The organism is Microbacterium sp. ISL-59 (assembly GCF_018613945.1).
GTDB classification, from domain to species: Bacteria; Actinomycetota; Actinomycetes; order Actinomycetales; family Microbacteriaceae; genus Microbacterium; species Microbacterium oxydans_B.
In genome coordinates this window covers 931,485-949,741 of the sequence record NZ_JAGGPG010000002.1, presented here as the reverse complement: position 1 = coordinate 949,741, position 18,257 = coordinate 931,485, and the positions used below count along the sequence as shown (strand labels likewise).

Annotated in this window: 17 protein-coding genes; 12 read left to right on the top strand and 5 right to left on the bottom strand. The window is 69.7% G+C overall.

Going from position 1 to position 18,257, the window contains the following annotated elements; translation table 11 throughout:
* Positions 1–13: 13 nt before the first annotated feature.
* Positions 14–1,516 carry a DUF4127 family protein gene (locus J7E45_RS08620; protein WP_215068512.1) on the bottom strand — a complete coding sequence of 501 codons (1,503 nt, stop codon included), beginning with the start codon at positions 1,514–1,516 and terminating at the stop codon, positions 14–16.
* Positions 1,517–1,577: 61 nt separating this feature from the next.
* Positions 1,578–2,294 (bottom strand): GntR family transcriptional regulator, encoded by a 717-nt coding sequence (locus tag J7E45_RS08615; protein WP_140403328.1) that lies wholly within the window; start codon positions 2,292–2,294, stop codon positions 1,578–1,580.
* Positions 2,295–2,432: 138 nt separating this feature from the next.
* Between J7E45_RS08615 and J7E45_RS08610 the strand changes: the two genes are divergently transcribed.
* Genes J7E45_RS08610 through J7E45_RS08575 form a run of 8 tightly spaced genes read left to right on the top strand, consistent with a single transcriptional unit; the run spans position 2,433 to position 10,176 of the window.
* Positions 2,433–3,722 carry an ABC transporter substrate-binding protein gene (locus J7E45_RS08610; protein WP_215068510.1) on the top strand — a complete coding sequence of 430 codons (1,290 nt, stop codon included), beginning with the start codon at positions 2,433–2,435 and terminating at the stop codon, positions 3,720–3,722.
* Positions 3,723–3,732: 10 nt separating this feature from the next.
* The gene (locus J7E45_RS08605) at positions 3,733–4,704 is read left to right on the top strand and encodes a sugar ABC transporter permease (protein WP_308162085.1); all 972 of its coding nucleotides are present in this window, start codon (positions 3,733–3,735) and stop codon (positions 4,702–4,704) included.
* Entirely contained in the window at positions 4,691–5,557 is an 867-nt protein-coding gene (locus tag J7E45_RS08600; RefSeq protein ID WP_215068507.1) for a carbohydrate ABC transporter permease, read from the top strand. Before J7E45_RS08605 ends, J7E45_RS08600 begins: the two co-directional genes overlap by 14 nt.
* Positions 5,554–6,237 carry an N-acetylmannosamine-6-phosphate 2-epimerase gene (locus tag J7E45_RS08595; RefSeq protein ID WP_091033050.1) on the top strand — a complete coding sequence of 228 codons (684 nt, stop codon included), beginning with the start codon at positions 5,554–5,556 and terminating at the stop codon, positions 6,235–6,237. Before J7E45_RS08600 ends, J7E45_RS08595 begins: the two co-directional genes overlap by 4 nt.
* Entirely contained in the window at positions 6,234–7,160 is a 927-nt protein-coding gene (locus J7E45_RS08590; RefSeq protein WP_215068506.1) for an ROK family protein, read from the top strand. The genes J7E45_RS08595 and J7E45_RS08590 overlap by 4 nt, the downstream gene beginning before the upstream one ends.
* A gap of 60 nt (positions 7,161–7,220) precedes the next feature.
* Entirely contained in the window at positions 7,221–7,751 is a 531-nt protein-coding gene (locus J7E45_RS08585; protein WP_215068505.1) for a hypothetical protein, read from the top strand.
* A gap of 43 nt (positions 7,752–7,794) precedes the next feature.
* Positions 7,795–8,427: a PadR family transcriptional regulator gene (locus J7E45_RS08580; protein WP_091033044.1), complete on the top strand. Its 633-nt coding sequence runs from the start codon at positions 7,795–7,797 to the stop codon at positions 8,425–8,427.
* A 45-nt stretch (positions 8,428–8,472) separates the two neighbouring features.
* Positions 8,473–10,176, top strand: coding sequence for an AarF/ABC1/UbiB kinase family protein (locus tag J7E45_RS08575; protein WP_215068504.1), 1,704 nt, complete (start codon positions 8,473–8,475; stop codon positions 10,174–10,176).
* Here the strand turns inward: J7E45_RS08575 and J7E45_RS08570 are convergent.
* Positions 10,100–11,191, bottom strand: a complete 1,092-nt coding sequence (locus tag J7E45_RS08570) for a hypothetical protein (RefSeq protein WP_215068503.1) — start codon at positions 11,189–11,191, stop codon at positions 10,100–10,102. The two genes, J7E45_RS08575 and J7E45_RS08570, sit on opposite strands and share 77 nt — an antisense overlap.
* Before the next feature lie 270 nt (positions 11,192–11,461).
* Here J7E45_RS08570 and J7E45_RS08565 point away from each other — a divergent pair, with 270 nt between their 5' ends.
* A complete protein-coding gene (locus J7E45_RS08565) occupies positions 11,462–13,483 on the top strand; it encodes a BCCT family transporter (RefSeq protein WP_215068502.1) in 2,022 nt (673 codons plus the stop codon).
* 9 nt (positions 13,484–13,492) lie between these two features.
* Here the strand turns inward: J7E45_RS08565 and J7E45_RS08560 are convergent, their stop codons facing one another.
* Entirely contained in the window at positions 13,493–15,052 is a 1,560-nt protein-coding gene (locus J7E45_RS08560) for an SDR family oxidoreductase (RefSeq protein ID WP_215068501.1), read from the bottom strand.
* A 98-nt stretch (positions 15,053–15,150) separates the two neighbouring features.
* Between J7E45_RS08560 and J7E45_RS08555 the strand changes: the two genes are divergently transcribed.
* The 3 genes from J7E45_RS08555 (at position 15,151) to J7E45_RS08545 (ending at position 17,278) form a co-directional block, all read left to right on the top strand.
* Positions 15,151–16,374, top strand: a complete 1,224-nt coding sequence (locus tag J7E45_RS08555) for an MFS transporter (RefSeq protein ID WP_215068500.1) — start codon at positions 15,151–15,153, stop codon at positions 16,372–16,374.
* Positions 16,375–16,481: 107 nt separating this feature from the next.
* Positions 16,482–16,964 carry an SRPBCC domain-containing protein gene (locus J7E45_RS08550; RefSeq protein WP_215068499.1) on the top strand — a complete coding sequence of 161 codons (483 nt, stop codon included), beginning with the start codon at positions 16,482–16,484 and terminating at the stop codon, positions 16,962–16,964.
* Positions 16,961–17,278 carry a metalloregulator ArsR/SmtB family transcription factor gene (locus tag J7E45_RS08545; RefSeq protein ID WP_308162084.1) on the top strand — a complete coding sequence of 106 codons (318 nt, stop codon included), beginning with the start codon at positions 16,961–16,963 and terminating at the stop codon, positions 17,276–17,278. Before J7E45_RS08550 ends, J7E45_RS08545 begins: the two co-directional genes overlap by 4 nt.
* 27 nt (positions 17,279–17,305) lie before the next feature.
* Here the strand turns inward: J7E45_RS08545 and J7E45_RS08540 are convergent, their stop codons facing one another.
* Positions 17,306–18,058 (bottom strand): SDR family NAD(P)-dependent oxidoreductase, encoded by a 753-nt coding sequence (locus tag J7E45_RS08540; protein ID WP_215068498.1) that lies wholly within the window; start codon positions 18,056–18,058, stop codon positions 17,306–17,308.
* Between the last annotated feature and the right edge of the window lie 199 nt (positions 18,059–18,257).

The window sequence follows — 18,257 nt, the reverse complement described above, 5'->3', positions numbered from 1 at the left end:
ATGACGCGCCGGGCTAGCTCAGCACGAGCCCGATCTCGAACGATCGCCGCCACGGCAGGGTCAGGTCCTGGATGCGCACGTCCGCCGCGGGGAGCGTCGACTCCAGTAGCGCCGTCAACTCCTCGCGGATGACCCGCTCCGCTGTCGCGACCCGGGCGTCGTCGGCCATCGGGTAGACATCCGGGAACAGGGCTGGCCCGGAGTCGGTGCGCACGACCGCCTGGTACGCGAAGTCGTCGAGCAGTCGCGTGAGCAGGGCGATGCGGGCGGCGCGGTCATCGAACGTGCCCGTCGCCCGGCCGACCACTCCGGCCGCCGCGACGGCGACCACGCTGCCGAGTGTGTTGCCGGCCGTGTTCCACCCGCCGAAAGCCTCGAGTCGCCCGAGCAGCCCCGCCTCGGCGAGCGCCCGCACGAGTGCCTCGTCGGCGCCGTTGGGGTAGCGGACGTCGGCGAGGGCCACGTGCTCGCCCGCGTCCAGCCGCTCCCGGATCAACGCGACCGTGCCGGCCACGGCATCCGCATCCACCCGATCCGGCCGGCCGCGGAACATGTCGTGCCGGTCGGGGTCGGGGGCGTGCAGCACCAGCGTCACGTCGCCGCCGTCGGCGACCTCCACGGCACCCGCCGCGCGGATCTGCCGGCTCGCGGATGCCGCGAGCGACATGTTCTCGTACGGCGGGATGCGGGTCATGCCCTCGGCGTCCGCGCACGCGACCGAGAACGAGGCGGTCACGCCGGCATTCGCGGCCAGCGCCCTGGCAACCAGCGCCGCACCCACCTCGTCGGCACCCGGGTACATCAGCACGTCGCGGCCCGACGGCAGCATCCGCATCCAGTGCCGCAGCCACACCTGCTCGGCGCTGCCCGCGGCGAACGGCGCGGTGTCGTCGGCGGTGATCGCCAGGAAGTCGAGCGTCGCATCCTCGACGAGCGCGAGCGTCGACAGGTTCACGATGTGATTGCGCAGCCGCCGTGCCGAGTAGTCGGACACGATCTCGGCCGGCACCGGCGTCAGCTCCGACAGCGGCAGCACGTCGGCCTCGTCGAGCAGCCGGTGCGCGTCGCCGCCGAGCGCATGGATCTCCTTGCCGTGCTCCCGCCAGTACTCCGGCTCCTCGGCCGCCGAGTATGAGTTGCTCGCCCGCGTCACGAGCGAGACGGCCGAGATCGGCAGCTCCGGCCGACGGCGGCGCACCTCGCGCAGCACGTCGAGACGCTCCAGCACCTCGCGCGTCGTGTCGGCGCTCGTGCGGCTGGCGATCAGCCCGCCGTAGAGCAGCATGTCGACCGACACCACCACATGCACCGTGGCCGGGTCGGCGACGCGGTCGAGCAGCCAGGCGCCGAGCGCGGTCGCGTCTCCGGCGACGCGGTACGAGGGCAGGATCTCGGCCGGCGGCACGTCGAGGATCACTCCGGCGACCGCGGCGACGTCGCCGGGAAGCCGCACGTTCACCGGTCGGTCGTCGAGCGGGAGCAGAGCGATGCGCGGACGCAGAGTCGTGTCGGACACGGGGGAGTGCCTTTCGTCGGGGGGGGCTTCGGGGAGTTCGGGTGGCGATTCGGGAACGGGTTCAGGGGCGCGAGATCGAGACCAGGTACGAGTAGCGGTCGCCCCGGTACACCGACTCGGCGTACTCGATCGGGCGGCTGCGCGCGTCGTAGGTGGTGCGCTTGACGAGGAAGGCGGGCGAGAACGGCGGTGTCTGCAGTGCGTCGGCCTGCTCCTCGTCGAGCACCACCGCGTGGATCTCCTGGTCGGCGCGGACAGCGGAGATACCGAAGCGCGAACGCAGATCCTCGTACAGCGAGTCTCCGACGATGCCGTCTTCGAGGCCCGGCACTGCGTCGGCGGCGATCGAGCAGACCTCGAGGCAGATCGGGATGTCGTCGGCGGTGCGCACCCGGCGGATGCGGACAACGGGTGACTGTGGGCTGAGGTTCAGCGCGTACCCGGCGGTCTGCCCTGCGGATGCCGTGCCGACGTCGACCGACAGCGAACCGGGCCGCATGTTGCGCGTGTGCATGTCTTCCGAGAACGAGGTGAGCTCGAAGGTCTTGCTGATGCGCGAGGCGCTCACGAACGTGCCGGCCCCCTGCAGGCGGTAGACCAGCCCGTCGCGTTCCAGTTCGTCGAGGGCGCGCCGCACGGTCTGCCGGTTCACCTCGAGCGACTCGGCGAGGTCGCGCTCGGTCGGCAGCTTCTCGTGCGGGGCGAGCCCCTGCTGGATGACGTCTTCCAGATGCCGTCGCACCCGCTCGTGCTTCGTCACGCCTTCGATCGACGACATGCCCACCCCTCCGGTCTGCCCATTTGGACTAACCCAATCTTGACGATCACCCGCGGATGTGTCAATGTCTGTTCTCAGCGGTTCCGAATTGGTCTATTCCAATCCTTTTGCAAGGTCAATGATGAGCGGAGAACTCCCATGCACACGAAGCAGCACATGCGCCGGCGCGCCCTGATCGCCGGTGCCCTGACCACAGCCACGGTCGTCGCCCTCACCGGATGCGGTGCAGGCGGCGGCGACGCCGACGGCCCGACCGAGATCACGTTCTCGTACCTCTGGGGCGGTGAAGAGGCGAAGGCGCTCGAAGAGATCATCGCCGACTTCAACGGCAGCCAGGACGAGATCGTGGTCAAGGGCGTCTCCAGCCCCGACACCCAGAAGCAGCTGACCTCGATGTCGTCATCGAACGGATCGTTCGACATCTCCGACAACTTCGGCAACACGGTCGGCGCCTGGGCCTCGAAGGGCATCCTCGCCCCTCTGGACGACGCGATCGCGGCCGAGGGCATCGAGGTCGACGACTTCATCCCCAGTGCCATGGAGCAGATGACCTACGACGGCAAGATCTACTCGCTGCCGATCGCCACCCACAGCTTCCAGCTGCTCTACAACACGCAGCTGCTGGAGGAAGCCGGCGTCACCCCGCCGACCACCATGGACGAGCTCGCGGCCGCGATCGAGAAGCTCACCGTGGTCGACGGATCCGGCAAGATCACGCAGCTCGGCCTCGGCTCGGCCAACGACAGCACGACCCTGACCACCCTCGGCTACGCGTTCGGCGGCAGCTGGGACGGCGAAGACGGCCCGACCCCCGCCGAAGACGGCAACCTCGAAGCCCTGCAGTGGTACCAGGACAACGTGATCGAGCCGGTCGGCGCCCAGGCCATGGCGACCTTCGTCTCCGGTCAGGGAGAGTACCTCTCGGCGCAGGACCCGTTCTTCAGCGGCAAGGTCGCGATGATCATCGACGGTGAATGGCGTTCGGCCTCGGCCGCCAAGATCGCCCCGGACTTCGAGTGGGGTGTCACGGCGATCCCGGCCGCCTCGCCCGAGCTCGAGAACAGCACGCAGGTCACCGCCAGCACGCTCTTCATCCCCGCGAACTCGAAGCACAAGGAGGAGGCGGCCACGTTCCTCGCCTACCTCGTCAGCGAGGAGCCGATGGAGAAGTTCGCCGTCGCGCTCGGCAACCTGCCCGGACGCACGTCGCTCGCCGGCAGCGCCGCCTTCGACAGCCTGCAGGACTTCGGCGTGTGGGCCGACGCGGCATCCTCCCCGAACGCGAAGGCGCTCGCGAGCCTGCCATACAGCGCCGAGTACGCCACCGACCTCGCCACCGCCTTCGATGAGGTCGTCCGTCTCACGGCGACCCCCGAAGAGGCGATCGCGACGGTCGAGGAGCGCATGGCCAACTACTCCACGAAGTGATCGAGGCTCCGTGACCACTGCAACAGCGCGCCGGGTCCGGCAGGAGAATGCTCCTGCCGGGCCCGGCGGGCGCGCCCCGCGGCGGCGTCGCACCCGCCGGTCGACCCTGATCGGCCTCGCGTTCGCGTCGCCGTTCATCGTCGGGTTCCTGTTCCTCTTCGCCTACCCGATCGCCGCGTCCGCGTACTACAGCTTCACCGACTTCAACCTGTTCCAGTCCCCGGAGTGGGTGGGGCTGGCGAACTACGTGCAGATGTTCAACGACGGCGTCTTCTGGAAGTCGCTCGCGAACACCGCCGTCCTCACGGTCTTCGGCGTTCCGCTCGCGATCGGCATCGCCCTGGCGGGCGCGCACCTGCTGAACACCCCGGTGCGGGGCCAGCCGCTCTACCGCGCGCTTGTCTACCTGCCCTCGATCGTGCCCGTCGTCGTCGGCGGCTACCTGTGGCGCTGGCTGCTCAACGCCCAGTACGGCTTCGTGAACTACTTCCTGTCCTGGTTCGGCATCGAGGGACCGGCCTGGCTGCAGGAGCCCGAATGGACCAAGCCCGCCATCATCCTGATGTCGCTGTGGACCGTCGGCGGCACCATGATCATCTACCTCGCCGCCCTCCAGGAGGTGCCGAAGGAACTGTACGAGGCGGCCGAACTGGATGGCGCGGGCATGTGGCGCCGCTTCACCAGCGTGACCTGGCCGACCGTCTCTCCGGTCACCCTGTTCCAGGTGATCGTGAGCATCATCGGATTCCTGCAGATCTTCACGCAGCCGTACATCCTCTCCCAGGAGCGATTGAACCAGGCCGGCTCCGGGCCGGGGCAGTCGATGCTTTCGTACGCGATGTACCTGTATCAGAACGCGTTCGTGTTCCTGAAGATGGGCTACGCGTCGGCCATGGCCTGGACCCTGTTCATCATCACGCTGGCCGTGAGCCTGATCGTGCTCGCGACCTCGAGGAAGTGGGTGCACGATGGCACACGCTGACGTCGCCGTCATCCGCAAGCGTCCCCGGCGGGTACGCCGGACGATGCGCCGTGTCCGGCAGCAGGTGTCGGTCGCGCTGCTCGCGCTGCTGTTCCTGTTCCCGCTGCTCGTGATGCTGTCGACCGCGTTCAAGACCCCGGGCGACGTGTTCTCCTCGCCGCCCTCGCTGCTGCCGACCGACTGGACGCTGGACAACTTCGCCGAGGCGTTCGACCAGATCCCGGTGTGGCGCTACCTCGGGAACACCCTGTTCGTGTCGGGGATGAGCATCCTCGGCACGGTCATCTCGTGCCCGCTCGTGGCGTATGCGCTGGCCAAGGTGCGCTGGCGTGGTTCCCGCCCGCTGCTCATCCTGGTGCTGGCCACCATGATGCTCCCGCCGCAGGTCACCCTCATCCCCCTGTTCCTGGTGTGGAACGGGCTCGAGGCGACCAACACGTATCTGCCGCTGATCGTCCCCGCGTTCCTCGGCACGCCGTTCTTCATCTTCATGATCCGGCAGTTCCTGCTCGCGGTGCCGGACGAGCTGATCGAGGCCGCCCGCCTGGACGGCGCCTCCGAGTTCCGCACCTACGCGACGATCGTGCTGCCGTTGGCGCGGCCCGCCATCGTGACGGCGGCGATCTTCCAGTTCGTGTGGGCGTGGACCGACTTCCTCAACCCGCTCATCTATCTGAACGACGAGTCCACCTATACGCTTTCGATCGGTCTGTACGCCTTCTTCGGTGAGAACGACGTGGCCTGGGGGCCGCTGATGGCCGCCTGCGTCATGTTCACCCTTCCGGCCGTGGTGATCTTCCTCATCGGTCAGAAGTTCTTCATCGGCGGCGCCAGCGCAGGAGCTCTCAAATGATCCACGACCCCCTCGAACTCATCACCGGCCGTCTGATCGCCTCGGTGCAGGCGCAGTCGGGAAGCCCGGTGCGCGACACGGAGGTGATCGCCGCGCTCGCCGAATCCGCGCTGCTCGGAGGCGCCAGCGGCCTGCGCCTGAACGGTCCCGACGACATCCGCCGGCTGCGGTCGGCGACGGATGCGCCGATCATCGGCCTGCACAAGGTGCACAACGGGGTCCGCAACGTGATCACCCCCGACGTCGCGCTGGCGCTCGGCCTCGCGGAGGCGGGAGCCGACATCATCGCGGTGGACGCCACCGTCGAGCAGCTCGGCGACAGGTTCGACCTGCTGCGCGAGATCGCGGCGGCGACCGGGCGTCCGGTGATGGCCGACGTCTCGACCCTCGACGAGGGGCTGCGCGCCCGGGAGGCCGGAGCGGCCGTGGTCGGTACGACCCTGTCGGGATACACGCCGCACTCGGTGCGCGGGGAGGGGCCGGATCTGCAGCTGGTCGCGGACCTCGTCGCCGCCGGCATCCCCACCATCGCCGAGGGGCGGTACCAGACACCCGAGCAGGTGCGTCAGGCGTTCGATGCCGGCGCGCTCGCCGTGGTGGTCGGCGGAGCGATCACCGACCCGATCGCGATCACCCGGCGCTTCGTCGCGGTGACGCCGGCGGTGCGGAGCCCGGCATGATCATCGGCATCGACATCGGCGGCACGAAGATCGCGGTCGCCGGGTTCGCGCGCGACGGCGACCGGCTCGAGAGGGCCACCGAGGTGCGCACCCTCGCGACCCCGTCCCGCGCGGGTGGTCCGGCCATCGTGCAGGCGGTGGCGGATGCCGTGCGCGACGTGCGCGGTGGCGACCCGGTGGAGGCGGTCGGAGTCGGCACCGCGGGTGTGGTCGGGCCCGACGGCACGATCACCTCGGCCACGGATGCGATCGCCGGATGGGTCGGATTCCCCCTGCGGAGTGCCCTCGCGGATGCGGTCGGCGCCCCGGTCGCGGTGGTCAACGATGTGCACGCGGCCGCGGTTGCCGAGGCCGAGCGGGGCGCCGGAGCGGGCGTCCAGGCGATGCTCATGGTGGCGGTCGGCACCGGGATCGGGGGAGCCGTCGTTCTCGCGGACGGACTGCGCCGCGGCGTCACCGGCACCGCGGGCTCGATCGGGCACATGGAGATCTCGCTGCCCCCGAACCTCGCCGAGCGGCGTTGCCCCTGCGGTGGCTTCGGCCACGTGGAGGCCGTGGCCTCCGGACCCGCTCTGGAGCAGACGTTCTTCGAGGAGACCGGGGCGCACCTCCCGCTGCGCGAGGTACATGCGGCGGCACTGGGCGGAGACGCCCGGGCGGAACGGGTGATCCGCGACGGCGCGCACCATCTCGGGCGCGCTCTCGCGAGCGCCAATGCGGCGCTCGATGTCGAGGTGATCGTCGTCGGCGGCGGGGTCGCCGAGATCGGCGAGACCTATCTGGCCGAGGTGCGGCGGGCCTATCGCGCGACGGCGATGGCTGGGCCAGCGGCGGCTCGTGTGGTCCCGGCGGAGCTCGGAGTCGATGCGGCTCTCACCGGTGCCGCGCTCCTCGGGGTGCGCCTGGTCGAGGGCTCGGACTGAATCAGGAGCGCCGCCCTCCCTCCCTGTGCGGGAGGTCGGTCCCCCTCTACAGTGGGTGCCATGTCGCGTACCGCAGCCCCGGAATGGACTCAGATCGACCTCACGAGCCGTCGCGGCTCGTGGGGGCAGCGCGTCACGGCAGGGCTGCTGGTCGCTTCGGGCGTGATCGGCTTCGCCCTGAGCTTCCCCGCGCTGTCGCAGTGGTGGTGGGAGCTGGCTCTGCTCGGCTTCGGCTGCCTGCTCATCGTGCTGCTGGGTACCGGCCTCTGGATCAACGCGGGCATGAGCGCCGGCGAGACCGTCACCCTGAAGGAGTCGGGCGCCCGTGCAGAGCTACCGGTGGTATCGGCGTTCGAGACGACCGACGAGGCCGTCCGCTACCAGCTGCAGCTGCGCCTGCCGGAACCCGCGGACGGGCATGTGGACGGGCGTGAATTCGTGGTGCATGCCTGCGGCTACCACCGCTGCGTCGAGGCCGCTCGTGCGGCGCCCGACTCCGTGCTGCCGGTGCTGATCGACGTGCGGAAGCGCACCTGGGGCGTCATCCACGGCTCCAACGCCTCTGAAACTCCCACCCCATCCTCAGGGTGAACGACATATCGTTGAGTATCGTTCACCCCATCAGGAGGTCATCATGAACAACGCATTCCCCTCCAACCCGTTCGGCGGCAACAGCGGCTCCGGGAACAACGGCGGCCCCGGCGGCCTCTTCGGCGGCGCCGGCTTCGGCACGGGCCCCGGCGGTCCGGCATCCGCGATCTTCGAGGCGATGGACCAGCTCCGCAAGTCGTTCGAGCCCCGCCCGTCCGGCGGCTCGCGCATGGCACGCGGCGATGTGCGCACCGCCGTGCTCTCCCTGCTCGCCGAGAAGCCGATGCACGGCTACCAGATCATCAACGAGATCGCCGAGCGCAGCGGCGGCACCTGGAAGCCGAGTGCCGGCTCCGTGTACCCGACGCTGCAGCTGCTCGCCGATGAAGGGCTCATCGAGGCCGAGGAGCAGAACGGCCGCAAGACCTACTCGCTCACCGAGGCCGGCCGCGCCGTCGCCGACGAGAGCTCCGAGACTCCGGCTCCGTGGGAGTCGTCCGGCAAGGACGGCCACCGCGACAGCGCCCGCTTCAGCGCGCTGCCCAAGGCGGGCGTCGACCTCGCCGCCGCCGCAGCGCAGGTCGGTCGCAGCGGTTCGCCCGAGCAGGTGCAGCAGACCATCGAGATCCTCGACGAAGCCCGCCGTAGGCTGTACTCGATCCTCGCGCAGGACTGACCGCGCAGTGCGGCATCGGGTGAGGGCCTGCGAGAGGACCACGCGATGACGGATGCCGCGGCACAGGGCGCCCACCGCGCCAGGTACCGCCGCATCGTGTCGTTCGCGGGCCGGGAGTTCCTGAAGATCTGGTGGTTCGAGCTGGTGCTCCCGCGGCTCGGCATGAGCCGGGTCGCCGAGCGCACACGAGGGCAGCGGATGCAGACGTTCGCGCGTCGCTTCCATGTGCTCGCGGTCGAACTCGGCGGTCTCATGATCAAGGTCGGACAGTTCATGTCGTCGCGCCTCGACGTGCTGCCGCCCGAGATCACGAAAGAGCTCGAGGGGCTGCAGGACGAGGTTCCGGCGGTGCCCACCGCGGCCATCCGCGCGCTCGCCGAGGCCGAACTCGGCATCCCGCTCGAGCGCGCCTACGCGTGGTTCGACGACACTCCGGTCGCGGCGGCCTCCCTCGGTCAGGTGCACCGGGCCCGGCTCTCTGCACTCGACGCCGCCGACACCGGACTCGGCCACGTCGTCGTCAAGGTGCAGCGGCCGGGCATCGACGGCATCGTCGCGGTCGACCTCGCCGCGCTCCGCCGGGTCGCCCGCTGGCTGACCCGCGTGCGCCTCGTCGCCGACCGGGTCGATGCGCCCGCACTCGTCGAGGAGTTCGCCGCGACCAGCCTCGAGGAGATCGACTACCTGCACGAGGCAGCGAGCGCCGAGCGGTTCCGCGAGAACTTCGCCGACGACCCGCGCGTGGCCGCGCCCGAGATCGTGTGGGAGCGGTCGACCCGTCGGGTGCTCACCCTCTCCGACGTCACCGCGATCAAGATCAACGACACGGATGCGCTGCGCGCTGCCGGCATCGACCCCTCCGAGGTCGCCGCGGTGTTCGCCGAGGTCATGTTCGACCAGGTGTTCACGCACAGCTTCGTACACGCCGACCCGCACCCCGGCAACATCTTCGTGACGCCGGTCCCCGCGGGCGCAGGCGAGCCGGGTCGGAACTTCCAGCTCACGTTCATCGACTTCGGGATGATGGCCGAGGTCCCCGACAGCCTCCGCGACGGGCTGCGCACACTCCTGATCGCGGTCGCCGGGCGCGACAGCCGCGGTCTCGTCGCGGCCGCGCAGGAGATCGGCGTGCTGTTGCCGTCGGCCGACACCAACGAGCTCGAACGTGCTCTGAGCGCGCTGTTCGCCCGCTTCGGCGGCATGGGCTTCGCCGAGCTCAGCAAGGTCGATCCGCGGGAGTTCCGCGACTTCGCCGAGGAGTTCGGCGACATGGTGCGCTCGCTCCCACTGCAGCTGCCCGAGAACATGCTGCTGCTCATCCGCGCGGTCTCGCTGACGTCGGGCATGTGCAGCGGACTCGATCCGGCGTTCAACGTGTGGGATGCCGCCGAGCCCTACGCCGGACGCCTGCTGCGCGACGAGAGCGGCAACATCGTGCAGGCCTTCGCGGGCCAGGCGATGGACACGATGGCGACGACCTGGCGTCTGCCCGGCCGCATCGACCGGATCATCACCCGCATCGACGACGGCAACGTGTCGTTCGACACCTCGCGGCTCGAACGCCGCCTCGATCGGCTCGAGGGCATCGCGCGCCGCATCGCCTCGGGGGTGCTGTTCGCGGCACTGCTCGTCGGCGGGGCGCTGCTCGTCCCCACGCTGCCTCCGCTGGGCATCACGCTGATCTGCGTCTCGGCTCTGCCGTTGCTGCACTCCGTGTTCGCCGGCGTCGGTCGCCGCGGCCCGCGGTAGGCGGGGCCGCGTTCGACGCGGACGACTTACCGCCCATGGGCCGGACGGACGGATGCTCTTGCGCCGTAGAAGAAGTCCCCCTCCCGCGGCAGAGAAGCCGGTTGACCCAGTCATGCAGAAGCCGTGCTCGACGGCTTTGCATGTGAGAGCTGTGATCCTCCAGCTCCGACGCTCGTGCCGCGAAGTCATCGGCCAGGGCCCGATAGCTCCGAGCCCGCCGTTGCAGCCAGAATCCCAGTGCGGTGAACCCGAGGACGACATAGACGGCGATCATCGGGCCGGGGCCCGGGTGCTCCCAGATCGCCGAGAACGACGTGCCGATGAAAGCGGTGAAGATGACGATGATCCCCGCTCCTATCCAGACGTGCAGTTCGGCTGCGTCCTTCGCCCGACGAAGATATCGGCGGGCATCCTCCGCCGAGGCGACCTGCGAAGGCTCGGGGAAGCTCGATCGGCGGCTGGTCGGCCATGGGCGATCCGCGATGCGCTTCTCGTCCTCTTCCATGCCGTCATAGAACGCCTCTGCTCGGCTGGTGCGAGAGATGCGCGTGAGACCGCGAAAAGTCAGCACGTCGAAGACGATGAGCGCGCATGTCAGGAAGATGATGACGAAGGCACGAGGATCGCCGAACGGATACTTCATGACGGGAAGCAGTGCAAGGCTCACGGCGGTCGCCAGTATCGCGTATCTGCCGGTTCGAGATCGCACCAGAGCAGCCGCGTGGTTCCGAACGTTGTTCCTCGGCCCGATGAAGGCGACGAGATAGCAGCACGCGGCACCCGCCCGGAGCAGGAGCTGGATGCCGATGACGGCGATGGCAAGAGCGAGAGCTGCGGGGAGCGTGTCCTCTGCGAATGCGCGCGCGTCCGGCCAGACCAGCCATGCGCCGAAACCCAGTGAGACGGCAGCGGGCGCCACCAGGCCGACGAAGGAGAACATCATCAACACGATGCTCGTACTCATCGAACCAGTGCCGATGGAGACCGTGCGTCCCGCACGAGTTTTGAATGCCATGCGCCGAGGATAGGCAACAGGTGGGACATGCGAACGTGAACGAGATCGCTCGGGAGATCAGGCGTTCGAGCGGGGTCAGGCACTTTGCGACAGAAACTGCCTGATCCGGCCTGACGGCCTGCCGCGGCACGAGGTAGCCGCGGCACGCCCGGGAAACCCGGACCATCCGGCATCCGCGCGGCGTCGAGCCCCCGACGCGCCGCGGATCGCACGGCTGGCCTGGGTTTTCGAATCCACGAGTCGGTATATCGCGTGACAGGATGGTGTGCCATGGAGACCCCTGACGAGAAGCCGCCCGCACGCTCCGCAGGAAGCACCCCGCCGCGCCCCCGCACGGATGCCGTCGGCACGGGCGTGAACCGCCTCCCGGCCAAGGCCACCGAGGCCGCGAAGAAGATCGTCCGCGACATCGCGGCCGTCCCTCCGCGCAGCGTGCATCCGGCTCTCGTGCCCGGCGTCTCGGTCGAGGAGACCGGCCGCACCTACCGCACCGACGCACTCGTGTTCGGCGTCGCGGTGGCGCTCACGGTCGCCTTCATCGCGTGGGGCGTCTTCGCCGGTGACAACCTCTCGGGCACGACATCGGCCGTGCTCGCCTGGGTGGTGGAGTACTTCGGGTTCTTCTTCACGACCATCGCCACGATCATCCTGGTGTTCATGCTGTTCGTCGGCTTCAGCCGCTACGGTCGCATCCCCCTCGGCCGCGACGACGAAGAGCCCGAGTACTCGATGTTCTCGTGGATCTCGATGCTGTTCGCCGCCGGCATGGGCATCGGCCTGGTGTTCTGGGGCGCGGCCGAGCCGCTCACCTTCTTCGAGAGCCCGCCGCCCGGCACGGTCGAGGCGAGCACCCTCGACGCCATGCACACGGCGCAGACGCAGGTGCTGTACCACTGGGGTCCCCAGGCCTGGGCGTTCTACGCGCTCGTCGGCGGCGCCATCGCGTACGGCGCCTACCGCCGCGGCCGCACCCCGCTGATCTCGTCGATCTTCGCCCCGCTGCTGGGCGAGGGCCGCACGGCCGGACCCCTCGGCCGCACGATCGACATCTTCTCGATCATCGTCACGCTCTTCGGAACCGCAGCATCCCTCGGCCTCGGCGCCCTGCAGATCGGGCACGGCGTCGAGATCGTCACCGGCATCGGGCCGGTCGGCAACGGCATCCTCATCGCGGTCATCGCCGTGCTCACCGCGTGCTTCATCGCCTCGGCGGTGTCGGGCGTCTCCAAGGGCATCCGGGCACTGTCGAACATCAACGCCGTCGTCGCGCTGCTGCTGGCGTTCTTCGTGTTCTTCGTCGGACCGACGCTGCTCATCCTCAACGTGATCCCCTCGGTCGCCGTGCAGTTCATCGGCGACCTGCCGCAGATGATCGGCCGGTCGGCGTCGCAGGGCGAGGCGGCGCAGACGTTCCTGTCGAGCTGGACCATCTTCTACTGGGCATGGTGGATCTCGTGGTCGCCGTTCGTCGGCATGTTCATCGCGAAGATCTCGCGCGGTCGGAGCCTGCGCCAGTTCGTGTCGGTCGTCATCGTGGTGCCCTCGGTCATCTCGCTCATCTGGTTCGCGATCTTCGGCACCACGGCGATCCAGCAGCAGATGGACGGCGCGAACCTCGCCGTCGACCCGCCGGAGGAAGTGCTGTTCGGCGTGCTCGAGAACCTGCCGTTCCCGCTGATCACGAGCATCGTGCTCATCCTGCTGATCGCCATCTTCTTCGTCACCGGCGCGGATTCCGCCTCGCTCGTGATGGGCACCCTCTCGCAGCAGGGCCGCCCCGAGCCGGCGCGCTGGGTCGCGGTCGTCTGGGGTGTCCTGGTCGGCGTGATCGCGGCCGTGCTGCTCGTCACCGGCGAGGAGGGGAGCGGGCTGAAGTCGCTGCAGAATGTGACGATCATCGCGGCGCTGCCGTTCGCGATCATCATGGGCTTCATGATGATCGCGTTCATGAAGGATCTGCGGCGCGATCCGCTGATCCTGCGCGACCGCTACGCCCGCGCCGCCGTGCGCCACAGCGTGATGGCGGGGCTCGAGGAGTACGGCGACGACTTCGCGCTCGTGCCCGTCGAGTACGACCACTCCGAAGACGACCTCGCCTGGATCGATGAGTCGACCGTCGACGAGACGCTGGCCGAGGTCTACGAGGCGGCCACCGAGGCGATCGACATCATCCCGCCGGCCGAGGTGGATGCCGTGGTCGACGCGGCGCTCGACGGTTCGGCAGCGCCGGATGCGGCGCCGGATGGGGTGGCGGATGCAGCGCCGGATGCGGAGCGACCGCGGGAGGCGTGATTCCCGGCGTCAGGCGCTCTCGGCCGCAGCGGTGATCCGCGAGGCCATGCTGGCGAAGATCAGCCCGTGGAAGGGCAGCACCGCGAGCCAGTACAGCCGACCGCTGAGCCCGCGCGGGAAGAAGATCGCCCGCTGCTCGTAGCGGGCGCCGGCGGCGTCGGGGAGCGCACGCAGCTCGAGCCAGGCCTCGCCGGGCACCTTCATCTCGGCACGGAGCCGCAGCAGCCCACCGCTCGCCGCCGATGATTCGGTCGCCGCGCCTGGTTCCTCGACGGCTTCGACGCGCCAGAAGTCGATCGCGTCGCCCACGCGGGCGATCGTCTGGCTGCGGCGACCCCGGCGCAGGCCCACCCCGCCGACCACGCGATCCATCAACCCGCGCACCGCCCAGAGGAACCGTGACGAGTACCAGCCGTTCGTCCCGCCGATGCCCAGCACCACCGACCACAGCCGGTCGACGGATGCCGAGGTGACGAGCGTGCGCGCGTCGGTGAAGACGGTACGGCCCGCCCAGTCCGGGTCGCTCGGCAGCGGATCGCTGGGAGCGCCCGAGACCTCGGAATCCTGCCAGCTCGTCTCGATCGCGTCGGCGTCGACCCGGCCGAGAGCGAGGTCGACGGCTCGTCGGCACGGCGTCAGGCCGCCCTCCGGCTGCGGGATCAGCTCGTCGACCGCGTGGTCCTTCATGATGCACTCGTTCTGCAGCGACGCCACGAGCGGGCGGGCGATCGAGCGGGGAACGGGCGTCACGAGGTTGACCCAGTGTGAAGCGAGACCGGGAGTCAGCACCGGCAGCGCGGCGATCGCCCGCTGGGGCAGACCGGCCTCGACCGCGTAACCGTTCATCATCTGTCCGTAGCGCAGCACGTCGGGTCCGCCGATGTCGACCGCGCGGTTCACGTCGGCGTCGACCCGGGCGGCGCCGAGGAGATAGTGCAGCACGTCGCGCACGGCGATCGGCTGGATGCGGTTGCGCACCCACTTCGGCGCCGGCATGTACGGCAGCACGTCGGTGAGGTGCCGGATCATCTCGAACGACGCCGACCCCGACCCGATCACGACCCCCGCCTGCAGCACGAGCGTCGGCGCGCCCGACTGCAGGAAGATCTCGCCCACGCGCACCCGGGAGCGCAGATGGGGCGACAGCTTCACGTCATCCGGATGCAGCCCGCCCAGGTAGACGAGGCGCCGCACACCCGCGCGGGCCGCGGCCTCGGCCACGGTCGTCGCTGCGCTCTCGTCGCTCTCCTCGAACCCCTTGCCGGCGGTCATCGAGTGGATCAGGTAGTACACGACGTCGACGTCGTCCATGGCCGCGGCGACGGCATCCGCATCGTCGGCCGAGCCCTCGACGATCTCGCAGTCGGGGCCCCAGGGGAAGGATGCCGCGCGGGCGGCGTCGCGCGCCAGCACCCGCACCCGGTAGCCGGCGTTCAGCAGCCGCGGGGTCAGTCGCCCGCCGACGTATCCCGTCGCGCCCAGCACAAGCGCCCGCGGCGCCGATCCATCGTCTCGGGGGAGGGCGCGCAGCGCCTCTTCGTCGCCGGTGGGCTGGGTGAGTGCGGTCATGGGTCGAGCGTATGTCCGGCAGCGGGTGGCGGGTACGGGGTTGTGGCGATGAGCCGGTGCGGATAAGGAGCGCGCGCCAGACCGTTACGATCGTAGGCATGGCTTCAATCGAATCGATTCGACGAACGGCTCCGGACCGGGCGTCCCGGCGCGCCCGCATCGCCGTCTCCGCCCTGTTCCTGACCAACGGGGCGCTGTTCGCGAACATCCTGCCGCGCTACCCGGAGATCAAGGCGGGACTCGGACTCGACAACCTCGGCTACGGCTTCGCGATCGCCGCTTTCCCCGCGGGGGCCATCGCCGCCGGGCTCCTGGCCGCCGTGCTGATCCGCAGGTTCGGCTCGGCGCGCATCGCCGTGATCGGCACCGTGCTCACCAGCCTCGGCCTGCTCTCCGCCGCCCTCGCCCCCTCGGGCGTGCTGTTCGCCGTCGCGCTGTTCCTCGGCGGAGCATCCGACGCCATCACGGATGTGGCGCAGAACGCCCACGGCCTCCGCGTGCAGCGGCGCTACGGGCGCTCGATCATCAACGGCTTCCACGCGATCTGGTCGATCGGCGCCGTGATCGGTGGGGCGATGGCCGCCGTCGCGATCGCCCTGCAGCTGCCCCTGGGTGTGCACCTCGGCATCTCGACCGCCGTGTTCGCTACCGTGGCCCTCGTGGCCCTGCGGTTCTGCCTCCCCGGCCGTGACGACGAGACCGAGACGGATGCCGCCGCCGCCCCGGCCGAGGTGACGGGGGCGCTGCGTCGCCACGTGACCCCGCGCACCGTGATCGCGATCATCGCGCTCACCCTCATCGCGATGGCAGGCGCCGTCGCCGAGGATGCCGGGAACTCCTGGGCGACCCTGTACCTCGCCGACTCGCTCGGGGCTGCGGCGGCGATCGCTCCGCTCGGCTTCATCGCCCTGGTCGGCGCGCAGTTCATCGGGCGGATGCTCGGCGACCCGCTCACCGACCGGTTCGGGCAGCGCTGGGTCGCACGGGTCGGCGGCATCATCGCGGCGGTGGGCATGACGCTCGCGCTCGCCTTCCCGACCGTGCCGGGCACGATCCTCGGCTTCGCGGCCGTCGGCTTCGGCATCGCGACGCTCATCCCCGCCGCGATGCACGCCGCCGACGAGCTGCCGGGGCTGCGGCCGGGCGTCGGACTCACGGTCGTGTCGTGGCTGCTGCGCCTCGGGTTCCTGCTGTCGCCCCCGTTCGTGGGGTACATCGCCGAGACCGAGAGCCTGCGCGCCGGGCTGCTCGTCGCCCCGGTCGCCGCCCTCGTCGCCGTGCTGCTCGCCGGGTTCCTGGAGAAGCGCCGCCCGCGGGGGTAGCGCCACCGTGCTTACTGCAACTCGGGGGTTGCGCAGCCGGAACCCGTGTGCAACTCTGGAGTTGCAGTTGGTCGACCGGCCAGCGCGAGACTCCGAAAGGATCCATCATGGTGAACATGACCCACAACGAGGCATCCGTCGTCGACGAGGAGACCTTCTCCGTTCGGCGCAGCATCCAGATCGCGGCCCCCGTCGAGAAGGTGTGGCGAGCCGTGGCCGAACCCGAGCACGTCTCCCGCTGGTTCGGGCGCACCGTGCTCGACGGCGCCGGCGTCGGCGCGACCGGCACGATGACGTTCCCCGACTACGACGTGATCCCGCTGCGGGTCGAGGAGTACGACGAGCCGCGGCGCATCACGTACCGCTGGAACAACGACGACGCCCTCGGGAAGCTCCCCGACAGCATCGACGAGGCGACCTCGACCGTCTTCACCTTCACGCTCGAGGAGGCTGACGGTGGTACCCGCCTGACGGTCGTCGAGAGCGGCTTCGAGCGCACGTCCGACCCGCGCGGCAACCTCGAGTCGCACCGCACGGGCTGGGACCTGGAGCTCGACAAGATGGTCGCCCTGGTGGAAGGCGAAGCGTGACCACAGAGACCCTGCTGCCCATGTTCGCGGCGCTCGCGGACGAGACGCGCTGGAGCATCCTGACGGCTCTCGGCGAGGGGGATGCCTCGGCATCCGCCCTCGCCGAGAGCCTTCCGGTGTCTCGACAGGCGATCGCGAAGCACCTCGCCGTGCTGCAGGAGGTCGGCCTGGTCGAACCCGTGCGCGTCGGCCGGGAAGTGCGCTTCCGCGTCGTCGGCGCCGAGCTCTCCGCCACCGCCGCGAAGCTCGACGTGATCGGCCGCGAGTGGGACCGCCGCCTCGCCGCGATCAAGGAGATCGCGGAAGGACTGTAGGCCCCGCGGGGTGCGCGGAGGTACGCCTCAGAGGGCGGTGTATCCGCCGTCGACCAGGTGGTAGCTGCCGGTGACGAAGCTGGCGGCGTCGCTGGCGAGGAACACGATGAGGTTCGCGACCTCGTCGGCCTGGCCCAGGCGTCCGATCGGGTGCTTCGACACGAGGAAGTCCTTCGCCTCGTCGCCCATGTTCGCCAGCAGCGGGGTGTCGATGAAGCCGGGGCCCACCGAGTTCACGCGCACACCCTGCGCGGAGTACTCGAGCGCGGCGGACTTGGTCATGCCGACGACCGCGTGCTTCGCGGCGACGTACGCGGGGGATCCGGCGAAGCCGACGCTGCCCAGGATCGACGCGATGTTCACGACCGATCCGCCGCCGTTCGCGAGGATCGACGGGATCTGCGCCTTCATGTTGCGGAACACCGCGTTGAGGTTGATGGCGATGACCTTGTCCCAGGCCTCGTCCTCGTACTCCGCGGTGGGAGCGGATGCGCCACCGATGCCGGCGTTGTTGACGCCGATGCGCAGCGGGGCGAGGGTGTTCGCGAGTTCGACCGAAGAGGCGATCCACGCCGCATCCGTCGCGTCACCGATCGAGGCCTCGGCGATGCCGCCGGCCGCGCGGATCTCTTCGACGACAGCGTTCGCGTGCTCGGCGTTCAGGTCGTTGACCACGACCGATGCGCCGTTCTTCGCCAGCAGGAGAGCGGTCGAGCGGCCGATTCCGCTGCCTGCTCCCGTCACGATCGCCGAGCGGTTCGAGACGTCGTACTGAGCCACGAGTGACTCCACTTCCGGGCGGGCACGGTGCCGGGAGATCTTCTCGGACGGTCCGTCCTTCTCTCCAGCCTACGCCTGAATATCGGTGATGGATTCACGTGAATAAATCGGGGAGCGGGCCGCGAGGGCGCGGGTCAGAGTGCGGATCAGGTCACGGAACCGTCACGAAATCCGCGGTTTTCCGGGCTCGGATGACAGA

Coding starts and splice junctions, on each gene's coding strand:
- J7E45_RS08600 (WP_215068507.1), top strand. CDS start 4,691: ATGGCACACGCTGACGTCGCCGTCATCCGCAAGCGTCCCCGGCGGGTA.
- J7E45_RS08595 (WP_091033050.1), top strand. CDS start 5,554: ATGATCCACGACCCCCTCGAACTCATCACCGGCCGTCTGATCGCCTCG.
- J7E45_RS08555 (WP_215068500.1), top strand. CDS start 15,151: ATGGCTTCAATCGAATCGATTCGACGAACGGCTCCGGACCGGGCGTCC.
- J7E45_RS08580 (WP_091033044.1), top strand. CDS start 7,795: ATGAACAACGCATTCCCCTCCAACCCGTTCGGCGGCAACAGCGGCTCC.
- J7E45_RS08560 (WP_215068501.1), bottom strand. CDS start 15,052: ATGACCGCACTCACCCAGCCCACCGGCGACGAAGAGGCGCTGCGCGCC.
- J7E45_RS08585 (WP_215068505.1), top strand. CDS start 7,221: ATGTCGCGTACCGCAGCCCCGGAATGGACTCAGATCGACCTCACGAGC.
- J7E45_RS08565 (WP_215068502.1), top strand. CDS start 11,462: ATGGAGACCCCTGACGAGAAGCCGCCCGCACGCTCCGCAGGAAGCACC.
- J7E45_RS08570 (WP_215068503.1), bottom strand. CDS start 11,191: ATGGCATTCAAAACTCGTGCGGGACGCACGGTCTCCATCGGCACTGGT.
- J7E45_RS08615 (WP_140403328.1), bottom strand. CDS start 2,294: ATGTCGTCGATCGAAGGCGTGACGAAGCACGAGCGGGTGCGACGGCAT.
- J7E45_RS08610 (WP_215068510.1), top strand. CDS start 2,433: ATGCACACGAAGCAGCACATGCGCCGGCGCGCCCTGATCGCCGGTGCC.
- J7E45_RS08575 (WP_215068504.1), top strand. CDS start 8,473: ATGACGGATGCCGCGGCACAGGGCGCCCACCGCGCCAGGTACCGCCGC.
- J7E45_RS08590 (WP_215068506.1), top strand. CDS start 6,234: ATGATCATCGGCATCGACATCGGCGGCACGAAGATCGCGGTCGCCGGG.
- J7E45_RS08550 (WP_215068499.1), top strand. CDS start 16,482: ATGGTGAACATGACCCACAACGAGGCATCCGTCGTCGACGAGGAGACC.